A 12,336-nucleotide genomic window follows, 5' to 3' on the forward strand; every position below is an offset into this window, starting at 1 on the left:
GTCCCGGTCAGAGCGACTGCAGGAAGGCCAGCAGCGCCTGGCGATCCGCGGTCGACAGGGCCGAGAAGCGCTGACGCGATTTCTCCGCCTCGCCGCCGTGCCACATCACCGCTTCCGTCAAGGTGCGCGCGCGCCCGTCGTGCAGGTAGCCGACCGCGCCGTCGTCGCCCATGACGCGCGCGGTGTAGCCGATCCCCCAGAGCGGCGACGTGCGCCACATCCGGCCGTTGGCCCGACCTTCGGCGAAGCCGTCCGCGAGCTCAGGGCCCATGTCATGCAGCAGCAGGTCGGTGTAGGGCCGGATGGTCTGGTTGCGCAACTCCTGGAAGAGGTGGCTGGAACCGGTCTTCAGCTCGACGGTGTGGCAGGCTGCGCAACGCAGGTTGCGGAAGACGTTGGCGCCGAGTGCGACCTTGGCGGGATCCACGTCCAGATACGACATCGGCGACACGCCCTTCGGGAATCCGCTCTTCAGGCTGCGCTGTGCCGGCACGGCGACGAGGGACAGGTATTGCGAGACCAGCAGCAGGTCCTTGTCGGTCAGGCCCTTCTCCGTCTTCGACCTGCAGTTGGCCGGCCCGGCCAGGCACTCCCGGCTGGGATAGACGGAGCTCGTCACCGACATGTCTTCCAGCAGCGCCGACGCCGCCTGGTGGCGCAGGCTGAACTTGCCCGCCTTCCAGCCGAATCGTCCCAGCCGCACGGTGCCCGTGTCCGGGTCGAAGACGAAGTTGGGGAGACCCTTGACGCCGTCCTCGTCCGGCGTCGCGCGGGCGAGCGCCAGGATGTCGGCTTCCGGGACGGCTTCGAGCAGTCCGAGGCCGATGAGCGGCTGCGCCGCGCGCAGCGAGGCGATCTGCGGCGCCGGGCCCTCGAAGGCCAGCCTGGCGCTGCGCAGTTCCACCGGCGTGCCGTCGGCCAGGGTCACGGTGCGGGTGTCGAAGCTCGCGACCTTGACGCTGCGGCCCAGGTTCACCACGCCGCCGCCGGATGCGTTGCCGTTCATCTGCACGGTCACGCCATAACGCGGGTCGGGCAGTTGCTGGCCCTTGCCGTCGAGCACCGCGGCGTGGACGGCCATCTTGTCCAGGCGCTGGGACAGCGCCGACGGCGCCGGGCTGCGGCCGTTGTTGACGTGGCAGGCGAAGCACGAGGACTGGTTGAAGCTGGGGCCCTGCAGCCCGACGACGGCCTTGTTGACGTCGTTGCCCTTCTCGCTGTGCTCGCCGGTGGTCATGTTGCTGTGCAACAGCCGGCGGCCTTCGACGAAGCGCTGCATGTTCTGCATGCCGATGTGGTTCATCTGCTGCTGGAAGATGAAGCTGCTGCCGTCGCTGTAGTCGTAGGAGACCGAGCCGATGCCGCCCTGCAGGGTGGCGTCCGGCAGCGGGGCGTTGTTGAGCCGGGGCTCCACGCCATACCAGGGTCGCACGCCGACGCCGACCACGTAGGTCAGTTCGGACGTGTAGTAGTGGTGCGCCCCGTTGTCGCCGACGGCGCGCATCGCTTCCGGCGTGGAGAAGAAGGCCTGCGTGAACTCCATCGCGTCGCCGATCCTCAGCGCGCGCTTGGGGATCTTCGGACCGGACACCGGCGTGCCCGTGACGCCGTTGTTCACCGCGTAGTCGTAGAACTTCGTGGCGCCGGGGACGTCCTTGCTCGGCACCAGCACGCCGTTGGCATTGAGGCTCAGCGCGTCGTGGCTGGGGTAGACGTCGATGGTGGCGCTGCAGCCGTCGTTCAGCACCTTGCCGGGATTGAGCAGCTTGCCGTTGGGCGGGCGCGGGACGACCGGGCAGTTGGCCGAGTCCACGCCGTACAGGTCGCGATCGACCAGCTTGCCGGGCGTCATCCAGCCGAAGCCCGTGACCTTGGGTTCGTCGAAGCGATGGAAGAACGCGCGTCCGCCGGCACGTTGCGCCTCGAGGAAGTAGTTGTTGATCTTCAGGACGGGATTGGTGACCCCGGCCACGCGGCTGTTGTCGATGATCTCGACGCCCCAGGTGCGGTTCTGGAAGTAGTTCTTGACGAAGTCCAGGCTGTGGCCTTCGCCCTTGTCCGCCGGGTTGCCCTTGCTGTCCACCGTCTCGTTCTTGCCGAAGCCGACCTCGTTCCAGGTCTCGCCGCGCTCGCGCGCGTGGCGATGGCGGCCAGTCATGCCGAAGCGCGTCACCAGCGTGCCGTCGGGCAGTGTGAACTGCGTGGATTCGATCGGCTCCTGGGACGCGGGCAGCAGCGGCACCAGGCCGGTCCCGTCGATCGGGAAGGGGATCGGCGACGTCGCCAGCACGGGCAGCGGCGCGGGCGTCACGACGGGCGGTTCCTTGCGCGCTTCAGCGGTGGCGCGCGGCTCGGGCAGATCGGGGGCGGATTCGAGCGACAGCGCCGCGCCGCTTTCGGGCGAGTCCGCGTCGTTGAAGGCCACCGCGGAGGCCGGGCCACCATCGCTGGTGGCGGGCTTGGCGTCGTTGCCGCCGGTGCCGCCGCCGCAGGCCGCGAGCACTGCGGCCGACACGAGGCTGATCGAGAGGACGACCGACCGGTCCCATCTCGTCGGACGGTCATTCAGAGTGAAAGTCAAAACACAAACTCCTGGCTGTGGGCTTGGGAAAGCGCTTGCAATTCGCAAGACAGGGATGTACTCGACGGGCCAGGAAGCGTTGGAAAGATTGTGTAAGGAATTCGAGAAGCTTTCGCGTGACCGGCCCTGGGCTTCGTGTGGGCCACGTAACTGTCCCGGTCGATCGCTCGGGAACTGGCCCGGTGGCTCCTCTCGTTCCTGTCGTTCAGGAGGGACGGCGCTCGATCAGCGGGATCCTCGCATCGGCAACGGCCCGAACGCACCGACCGGTCGCACCGCCGCGGCGAGACGGGCGACGTACTCGTGCGCGGCGTCCGGCGACCCGATGTTGGTGAAGCTCGCGAGCAGTCCCGTGAGCCCGGTCCGGCCTCGGCACCAGGAGGACAGCGCGAGCACGGCCAGGCCCGCCTCGCGCGCCCGCGACGCGCAGTCGCGATCGTCCGCGCCGTCGGGCAGCCCGATCGTGAGGTGCAGGCCGCCCCGTTGAGGCTGATGTCGCAAGCCGAATGCCGCATAGGGCGCCAACGCGGCTTCCAGCCACGATCGCCTGACGCCGTAGAGCGTCCGCATGCGCTTGATGTGCCGGGCGAAATGCCCCCGCTCCATGAAGTCGGCCGCCACCTCCTGCAGCAGCGAGGGGCATCCCGCCGACGGCCACGGCTGGAGCACCTGCTCGAAGCGGTCCACCAGCGACGCGGGCACGACGAGGTAGGCCAGACGAAGGCCCGGGTAGAGCACCTTGCTGAGGGTGCCCGCGTAGAGGACCCGGTCGTCGCGGTCCAGGCTCTTCAGCGCCGGCAGGGGCGGTCCGGCATAGCGGTACTCGCCGTCGTAGTCGTCCTCGACGATCCACGCCTGCCGCTCGTTCGCCCATTGCAGCAGCGCCAGTCGCCGCTCCAGCGAGAGCGACATGCACAGGGGGCTGTGATGCGACGGCGTCACCACCGCCAGCCGCGCGTTGTCCGGTGCCTCCTTCAAGTGATCGGTGACCAGGCCGTCCGCGTCGACGCGCACCGGACAGTCGGTCATGCCCCAGCGGGCGAGCACCATGGCCACCGGTGGGTATCCGGGATCCTCGATGACCGCGGCGTCACCGCCCAGCCCGAGCGCCTGGATCGTCAGGCTCAGACCGGCCTCGTAACCGGCGACGACGAAGACCTGCCGGGCCGTGGCTTCGACGCCGCGTGACCGGTGCAGGTAGGCGACCAGCGCCTCCCGCAGCCGCGGAAGACCGGCCGGATCGGGCTTCATGAGGCTGATGCTGTGACGGGCGTGATGTGCGCTCAGGCGTGCCCAGACCTTGCGGGGAAAGGCGTCCAGCGCCGGCAGTCCGAGTTGCAGGGGCAGGGCACCTGACGCGTGGCCTCCCGCCGGTGACGTCCGCAGGCGATGCGAGACCGCAGCGTGTTCAGCCGGGACGCGTGGCCGATCGAGCGGCGGCAGCGTTGCGATCCTCGGCCTCCTGGTGGGCGAGCCCGCCGCCCCTGTCGCACCCGTTGCACCCGTTGCACCAGGCTCGGCCACGAAGGTCCCCGCCGTGCCCCGCGCCGCCAGATAACCCTCGCCGATCAATCGATCGTAGGCCGCCACCACCGTGCCGCGCGAGACCCCCAGCTCGGTCGCCAGTGCGCGCAGCGAGGGCGCTCGCGACCCGGCCGGCATCCTGCCGTCACGGATCAGGCGTCGCAGTCGATCGCAGATCTGTTCCTGAAGCGGCGTCGTCCTTCGCCGGGGAGATGCGGATTGCTCTTCAGTCATCAGTGTCAGGTCAGATCGCCACGGGGTGTCCGCCGGCATTCTGAACCCCGCAGGCCTGAGACTGTCACAGTCGCGGATTCGAAAACTGGCCCTGTCGCTGGTTGCGCGGGTCCCGCTGCTCCGCTCATCTCGCCGGTCTCGCCGGTCTTGACCGTCTTGCCCGTCTCGCCCGTCCGGCAGACTCGCATCTCCGGACGACGCGATCAGCGCTTCGCCTTCGCCTCCAGCACGAAGTAGGCGACGGCCGCGATCGACAGCGGCGCGAGGTAGTAGAGCGCGCGATAGGCGATCAGCGCCGCGAGGACCTTCGCAGGTCCCAGCGTCGGGCCGAGGAAGGCCACGAACACGCCCTCCAGCACGCCGAGTCCCGCAGGCACATGCGTGATCACGCCGGCCACCGCGGCCACCAGCAGCACCGCCAGGATGTGCCCGTAGTCGGTGCCCTGCTGCAGCAGCACCCACAGCACCGCGCCCATCGTCAGCCAGTTGGCCGACGAGATGAGCAGCTGCATCACGGCGATGCGCAGATCCGGGACGAAGAAGTCGTGGCCGCGCAGCGAGAGCTCGCGTCGCGTGGAGAACGCGCACAGCGCCAGGTAGCCGGCGATCACGAGCCACATCAGCGCGCCCAGCCCGCGCAGCGCCGCGGCGCCGATCTTCCAGTCCGACGGCGGCGCCAGCCAGCCGAAGAGGAAGAGCCCACCCGCGAGAAGCCCGTAGCCGAGCCAGTTCGAGGCCATGCTCAGCGCCAGGATCTGCGCCGGCACCGGGTGCTTGAGGCCCTCGCGCGCGTAGAGCCGCAGCCGCATCGCGATGCCGCCCACCAGCGCGCCGAGGTTGAGGTTGAACGCGTAGCTGACGAAAGTGATCAGCATCACCCGCCGCGCCGGCACCGTGTGATGCGTCCAGCGCTTGCCGATCAGGTCGTAGCCGCTGTAGATCAGGTGGCTGAGCGCGCACAACGCGGCGCCCGCGACCAGTACGCCCAGGGGCAGCTGCCGCAGTCCGTCGCCGACCTCGCTCCAGTCGATCTGGCGCGCCGCCCACGCGAGCAGGGCCACGACAGCGACCGCGAACACGCCGCTCAGCCAACGCCCCCAGTGCCAGCGCGCCGGACGAGGGTCCGAGGTCTGCGGCGAGGGCGTCGGCGTCGCACTCACTCGGCGGTCTCCTTGTGCGGGCATTCAGCGCACGGCGCGTCAGGCGTGCCATGCGCGCCTGCCGGGCCCGGCACGCGGGGTGTGTCTTGTTCGGCTTTTTCGGACTCTTCGGCTTGTCCGGCTGGTGCGTCCTGCCATTGCCAGGCTTGCGCGGCCGGTGTCTGGGAAGCGCTCACGAGGACCGGCGTCTGCGCCACCGGCATCAGCGGCTGCGTCTGCCGCGGCAGGCGCGCCAGCCAGCGCGGGAAGTGCCGCATCACGTGGAAGACCAGCGCGCCCATGCCCAGGCGCCACCACCAGCGATGCGCATTGGTGTTCTCGAGCTTCAGCAGCTTGCATTGGCTCTTCATCAGCGGCAGGAGCTTGTCGCGCAACGCGCGGTTGAAGGCGCGGTCCTCGACGATCAGGTTGGCCTCGAGGTTCAGCGACAGGCTCAGCGGGTCGAGGTTGCTCGAGCCCACCGTCGCCCAGTGGTCGTCGACCAGCGCGACCTTCGCGTGGATCGGTCGTTCGCAGTATTCGTGGATGTGGACGCCGGCCCGCATCAGCTGGTCGTACACGAGTTGCGCCGCCCAGCGCGCCCAGGCGATGTCGGGCTGGCCCTGCAGGATCAGGTGGACGTCCACGCCGCGCCGCGCCGCGCGCTGCATGCTCCGCAGCAGCAGGAAGCCGGGGAAGAAGTAGGCGTTGGCGATGATCACCTCGCGCTGTGAGGCGTGCAGCGCGAGGCGGTACATGCGCTCGATGTCGTCGCGGTGGCGGTGGTTGTCGCGCGTGACGACGACCGCCTTCGCCCGGCCCGCCGCGGAGGCGCCCGCGCCGCCGGTGGTGGGGTCGCTCCTGCGCGGCTCCTTCGCGCGGCTCAACCACCAGCGACGCTGTCCCGCCGCGCCGGCGGAGGGCGTCTGCGGGGTCGCGGTGGCGAGGATCTCCCCCGTCACGCGCCGCAGCTGCGCAACGACTGGCCCCTTCACGCGCACCGCGTAGTCCTGCTTGGCCTCGGGGCCGAAGTCGAGCAGGTGATCCGCCGAATAGTTGATGCCGCCGATGAACCCCGTCCCGCCGTCGACGACGACGATCTTGCGATGCAGGCGCCGGAAGGGCTTCAGGCGCCGCGACAGCTTGGGCGGCGGATCGAAGACGTGCAGCCGCACGCCCGCGTCGGTGAGCCCGTTGACGAAGTCCACCGACAGCTCCGGCGAGCCGAAGCCGTCCACCGTCATGTCCACGCGCACGCCGCGCTTCGCGGCGGCGATGAGCACTTCGCGCAGGGCCAGTCCGACCTTGTCCTCGAAAAGGATGAAGGTCTCGATGAGGACCTCATCCTTCGCCCCCTCGATCGCGGCGAAGACGGCGGGGAAGAACTCCTCGCCGTTCTCGAGCAGCTCGAGGTCGTTGCCGGCACTCCAGTCGGGGCGTTTCACAGGCTGATCTCCGCGGCCAGGGGCGCATGGTCGGACAGGTGCGACCACGGCTTGCGCGGCAGCACGATGGGGTGCTGCACCGCCGCGCCGCGCACGTAGATGCGGTCCAGCGCCAGCAAGGGGAAACGCGACGGGAAGGTCCGCGCCGCGGAGCCGTACGACTTGACGAAGACCTCGGCGAGACCGGCGCAGCCGCTCAGCATCTTGTGCGCCCGCTGGCGCCAGTCGTTGAAGTCGCCGGCGACGATCACCGGGTCGCCCGGCGGCAGGCTGTCGATCACATGGCACAGGCGCTCGACCTGGCGTTGGCGGTGCGACTCGCGCAAGCCCAGGTGCACGCAGATCGCGTGCAGCTCGCGGCCGTCGGCGAGCTTCAGCACGCTGTGCAGCAGGCCGCGTCGCTCGGGGCCCTCGATGGACACGTCGTGGTTGGTGTGCCGCGTGATCGCGAACTTGGAGAGCAGCGCGTTGCCGTGGTGACCCTGCGGATAGACCGCGTTGCGGCCGTACGCGAAGTCGCTCCACAGGCTGTCCGCGAGGAACTCGTAGTGCGGGCCCCGGGGCCAGTCGGCGATCCGGGCGGCGTGCAGTTCATGCTCGCCGAGGACTTCCTGCAGGAAGACGACATCGGCGGAGACGGCTCTCACCGCCTCCCGCAGCTCGTGCAGGATGAAGCGGCGGTTGAAGAAGCCGAAACCCTTGTGGAGATTGACGGTGAGGACGGTGAATTTCATGACTTGCCTGAACGGCAAGCCCTGTGCCCGTCATGGCATCACAGGTCGTCGGACTTCAGCATCATGGGGCCGACGCACAGGACCCCGAAGGTGAGCGCGAACGCGCCCACGAGAATCGCGCCTATCAGTTCAAGCATGGGGTGCTCCTGGTGGCGGTGCCGGTTTGGCAGTGCCGCATGGCGGCGGGTTCCCGGCCCCTGGGGCGCATGGCCCCGGACGCCGGGTGGGAGCGATCAATACTAGACCTGTCGGACGCCACGCCGCAATCGCGTCGGACGGAGTCCCACCGCTCGTTCGGGGGATTCAGCCCCCCGGTTGCGCAATCTTTCCGGGCGTGCTCGGAACGGGCCCGATGCGGCGTGGCGTGCCGTACGCGTCCGGCAGGCGGGGAAGGGGCGCCAAAGGGTCGCCAAGGGGGTCGCAATCGGGTTGCTAGCCGGTGGCAAGCCGGTTGCAAGCCGGTTGCAAAGGGGGCTCGACCTGACCCCCTCTTGCGCCAACGTAACGTCGGTGCAATGAAGTCCTGCAAAGCGCAACGCCGCGCTCCGGGCGAGGGCATCGCCACTAGATTGCGGGCACTCGTTGCCCAGGAGCATCTACGTGGCCAAGCCTCTCCCCAAGCTTCTTTCCCAGGCTCAATGCAAGCCTCAATCCAAACAGGCGCCCAAGCCGCTCCTGTTGCCCCGGCTCATCGGGCTGGCGCTGGGCGCGGCGGCGTTCGCGTCCGCCCATGCGCAGGAGGCGAACCAGCAGCTCGACACCGTCGAGGTCCGCGGCGTGCGGGCGACGCTGAAGAAGAACCTGGCCGAGAAGCGCGAGTCGCAGAACATCGTCGACAGCATCAGCGCCGAGGACGTGGGGAAGTTCCCCGACAAGAACGTGGCCGACTCGCTGCAGCGGGTGCCCGGCATCTCGGTGGACCGGATCTGGGGCGAGGGCAAGGCCATCTTCGTGCGCGGCACCGACAAGAACCTCAACATGACGCAGCTCAACGGCCAGGCCGTGGCCTCGTCCGAGTGGTGGCTGAACGAGCCGCAGACGCGCAGCTTCAACTACGACGTGCTGCCCTCCGAGATCGTCGGCAGCCTGGATGTCTTCAAGAGCCCGTCGGCCGATCTGGATGAAGGCTCCATCGGCGGCCTCGTCATCGTCAAGACGCGCCGGCCGCTGGCCTTCAAGGACCCGCTGACGGTGCAGGTCGCCGCCGAGGCCATGTACAGCAAGCTGCCCGGCAAGACCGACCCGCAGCTCTCGGGCCTGCTGAACTGGAAGAACGACGACAAGACCTTCGGCGTGCTGCTGGCCATCAGCAGCCAGAAGCGCCACATGCGCCGCGACGGCCTGGAGCAGTTCTCCGATGGCAAGTACGACGTGAGGGACCAGAACGGCGTCGTCACCAACGCCTATGCGTCCTGGGGCGGCGGCTCCGCCATCTTCCGCCAGGAGCGCGAGCGCACGACGACCAACCTCGCGCTGCAGTTCCAGCCCAATCCGGCCACCGATCTCGTGCTGAACCTGATGGATTCGGACATGAAGATGAACAACAACAACCAGAACTACCTCTGGCAGGCCGGCGGCCTGGCGGTGGGCGGCGTCATCAGCGCCGTCGACCCGAAGTTCATCACCGTGGCCGACGGCAGCAAGGCGCTGGTCGGCGGCACCTTCGGGCCCAAGACCGGCGTGTCCTTCGAGCCCATCTATCGCGAGAGCTACATCAAGTCGCGCGTGGCGGACCTCGACGGCACCTATCAAGGCGGCAACTGGCAGCTGCACGGCCAGGCCGGCACCACCAACAGCTCGGGCGGCAGCAAGCATGACCGCCATTTCTGGATGGAAGGCGACACGCGCACGACGATCTCGCTGGGGCCGGATCACTACGGCGTGAAGTACCTCGACATCAACCCGCTGGATCCGAAGGCGCTGACGCTCAAGTCCGGCGACGACCGCATCCGCCGCATGGACGCCAAGGAGAACTACGCGCAGGGCGACGTCACCTTCGACCTCGACGGCAGCCTCATCAAGGCGGTGAAGGTGGGCGTCAAGCTGCGCGACAACACGCTGAAGAACACCCGCATCCAGGGCACGGCGGGGCCGGGCTCGCCGGGCTGGCAGTCGTTCTCGCTGGCCGACCTGTCCACCGGTCCTTCGCCGTCGCTGAGCCAGGCCGCGGGCACGTCCGACGCGCTGCGGCAGTACGCCTGGTTCGACGACGGGCTCGTCGCGAGCAAGGGCATCCCGATGTTCGACCAGGCGATGGTCTACAAGGACGTGCTCAACGAGAACTACAAGATCCACGAGCGCATCAGCGCCGTGTATGCCAAGGCCGATTTCTCGGTGGCGAAGTTCCGCGGCGACTTCGGCCTGCGCGTCGTGCGCACGCAGCAGACCTCGGACGGGTATCTGGGCAATGCCAGCGGCGGTTTCTCGCCCACCAGCGTCGACCACAACTACACCGACGCGCTGCCCAGCCTGAACGTCGTCTACGACCTGAGCAAGCAGGTCGTGCTGCGCGGCGCGGTCTCGCGGGCCATGGCCCGCCAGACCTTCGACCTGCTCAGCCCCGGCCTGCGCCGCGACGGCACCGTGCTGTCCAAGGGCTATGCCGGCAACCCGCTGCTCAAGCCGGTGCACGCCAACCAGGCCGAGATCGGCGCCGAGTGGTACTACGCCGATGCCGCGCTGCTCTCGGGCACCTTCTTCATCAAGAAGCTGGACACCTTCACCTACAAGGCGTCCAAGTCCGAGCAGGTGGGCAGCGAGACGCTGACGGTGGAACGCCCCTACAACGCCGACAACGGCGCCGACATCAAGGGCTTCGAGCTGCAGTGGCAGCAGCCCTTCGGCAACACCGGCTTCGGCACCGTCGTGAACTACACCTTCACCGACGCCAAGGCCGGCGCCGTGTCGGGCCAGCCGCGCCTGAAGGTGCTGGGCAACTCGCGCGACCAGTTCAACTTCAGCGGCTACTACGAGCAGGGGCCCGTCTCGCTGCGCATCTCCTACAACTACCGCTCCAAGAGCTACGGCAACGTGGAGATGGGCGGCCAGGTCGTCAACGCCGCCTACGGCCAGTGGGACGCGTCGGCCAGCTGGGACGTGACGCGCAACATCGCGCTCTACGCCAGCGCGGTGAACATCAACAACGAGGTCATCAAGTCCAACACCGTCGACGGCATCCCCGTCGGCGTGTACGAGAACGGCGCGCGCTACAGCGTCGGCGTCCGGGCCAAGTTCTAAGGATCGCGTCCTCCATGCACACCACCACTCTCCCTTCCCCGGCACGCCAGGGCGTGCTGCTGCCCATGCTCTTCATCGGGCTGATGTTCTTCATCCTCGGCTTCGTCACCTGGCTGAACGGCTCGCTGATCCCCTTCCTGAAGATCGTCTGCGAGCTCAACAACTTCCAGGCCTTGTGGGTGGCCTTCGCCTTCTACATCGCGTACACGGTGATGGCGCTGCCGTCGGCGGCCCTGCTGGCGCGCATCGGCTACAAGAAGGGCATGACGGCCGCGCTGGGCGTCATGGCCGTCGGCGCGCTGGTCTTCATCCCGGCGGCGCGCTCGGGGCAGTACGCGATCTTCCTCGTCGCGCTGTTCACGCTGGCCAGCGGCATGACGCTGATGCAGACGGCCATCAACCCCTACATCGTCTGCATCGGCGCGCGCGAGAGCGCGGCCATGCGCATCTCGATCATGGGCCTGTTCAACAAGGGCGCCGGCATCGTCGTGCCGCTGGTGTTCTCGGCGCTGATCCTGTCGGGCATGGAGCGCTTCTCCGAGCCGGCCCTCGCGGCGCTGGACGCCGCCGGCCGCGAGGCGCTGCGCAACGAGCTGTCGCAACGTCTGGTCCTGCCCTACACGGTGATGGCCGCGGGCCTGCTGGTCTTCATGGCGCTGATCCACTTCTCGTCGCTGCGCGAGCCCGATCTGGACGAGGACGATGCGCCGTCGGATGCGTCGTCAACCGGAGTGAAGCCCTGGGGCGTCTTCCAGCATCCGCAGGTCGTGCTCGGCGCCATCGCGCTGTTCGGCTATGTCGGCGTCGAGGTGATCGCGGGCGACACCATCGGCCTCTACGGTCGTGAACTCGGCGTGGCGCACTACGGCGTGCTGACCTCCTACACCATGGGCTTCATGGTGCTGGGTTACCTGCTGGGCGTGGCACTGATCCCGAAGTGGATGTCGCAGCGCACCGCGCTCATCCTGTCGGGAGCGGGCGGCATCGCCTTCGTGCTCGGGGTCGCGCTGTCGTCGCCGACGGCGTCCGGCGTCTCGCAGGTGCTGCTGGGCTGGGCGGGCGTGCCCGCCGTACCCGACACGGTGTTCTTCCTCGCGCTGCTGGGCCTGTCCAACGCGCTGGTGTGGCCGGCCATCTGGCCGCTGGCGCTGGAGGGCCTGGGCAAGTACACGGCGGCCGGCTCGGCCCTGCTCATCATGGGCATCGCCGGCGGTGCGCTGATCCCCATGCTCTACGGCCATCTGGCCGACGTGACCAGTCCCCAGCTCGGCTACTGGGTCATGCTGCCCTGGTACGGACTCATCCTGCTCTACGCCCTGTTCGGCAGCCGTCTCAGGAAGTGGTGACGGCGGTGCCCTTCTTGCTCCCTCTCCCGCTTGCGGGAGAGGGCAGGGGTGAGGGCCAGCGGCGGTGGCAGTAACGCAGTGAGGGCGGTGGTGAGG

At 68.6% G+C, this 12,336-nt stretch carries 7 protein-coding genes and 1 pseudogene; 2 read left to right on the plus strand and 6 right to left on the minus strand.

Going from position 1 to position 12,336, the window contains the following annotated elements; genetic code table 11:
• Positions 1-7: 7 nt before the first annotated feature.
• The 6 genes and pseudogenes from ABE85_RS04025 to ABE85_RS04045 all read right to left on the minus strand — a co-directional run bounded on the left by ABE85_RS04025 (position 8) and on the right by ABE85_RS04045 (position 7,657).
• Positions 8-2,515: a di-heme oxidoredictase family protein gene (locus ABE85_RS04025; protein WP_231993224.1), complete on the minus strand. Its 2,508-nt coding sequence runs from the start codon at positions 2,513-2,515 to the stop codon at positions 8-10.
• A gap of 291 nt (positions 2,516-2,806) precedes the next feature.
• Entirely contained in the window at positions 2,807-3,832 is a 1,026-nt protein-coding gene (locus ABE85_RS04030) for a PLP-dependent aminotransferase family protein (RefSeq protein ID WP_231993349.1), read from the minus strand.
• Positions 3,833-4,114: 282 nt separating this feature from the next.
• Positions 4,115-4,378: pseudogene (locus ABE85_RS28630) on the minus strand (GntR family transcriptional regulator); the annotation flags it as partial.
• Positions 4,379-4,542: 164 nt separating this feature from the next.
• Entirely contained in the window at positions 4,543-5,499 is a 957-nt protein-coding gene (locus ABE85_RS04035) for a lysylphosphatidylglycerol synthase domain-containing protein (RefSeq protein ID WP_231993225.1), read from the minus strand.
• Complete coding sequence (gene clsB / locus ABE85_RS04040; RefSeq protein ID WP_067270220.1) at positions 5,496-6,923, minus strand: cardiolipin synthase ClsB; 1,428 nt, start codon at positions 6,921-6,923, stop codon at positions 5,496-5,498. Before clsB ends, ABE85_RS04035 begins: the two co-directional genes overlap by 4 nt.
• The gene (locus ABE85_RS04045) at positions 6,920-7,657 is read right to left on the minus strand and encodes an endonuclease/exonuclease/phosphatase family protein (protein ID WP_067270223.1); all 738 of its coding nucleotides are present in this window, start codon (positions 7,655-7,657) and stop codon (positions 6,920-6,922) included. The genes clsB and ABE85_RS04045 overlap by 4 nt, the downstream gene beginning before the upstream one ends.
• Positions 7,658-8,257: 600 nt before the next feature.
• Between ABE85_RS04045 and ABE85_RS04050 the strand changes: the two genes are divergently transcribed.
• Positions 8,258-10,894, plus strand: a complete 2,637-nt coding sequence (locus tag ABE85_RS04050; RefSeq protein ID WP_231993226.1) for a TonB-dependent receptor — start codon at positions 8,258-8,260, stop codon at positions 10,892-10,894.
• 14 nt (positions 10,895-10,908) lie between these two features.
• Positions 10,909-12,240, plus strand: coding sequence for a sugar MFS transporter (locus ABE85_RS04055; protein WP_067270227.1), 1,332 nt, complete (start codon positions 10,909-10,911; stop codon positions 12,238-12,240).
• Positions 12,241-12,336: the final 96 nt, after the last annotated feature.

It is taken from the genome of Mitsuaria sp. 7, assembly GCF_001653795.1.
GTDB lineage: Bacteria > Pseudomonadota > Gammaproteobacteria > Burkholderiales > Burkholderiaceae_C > Roseateles.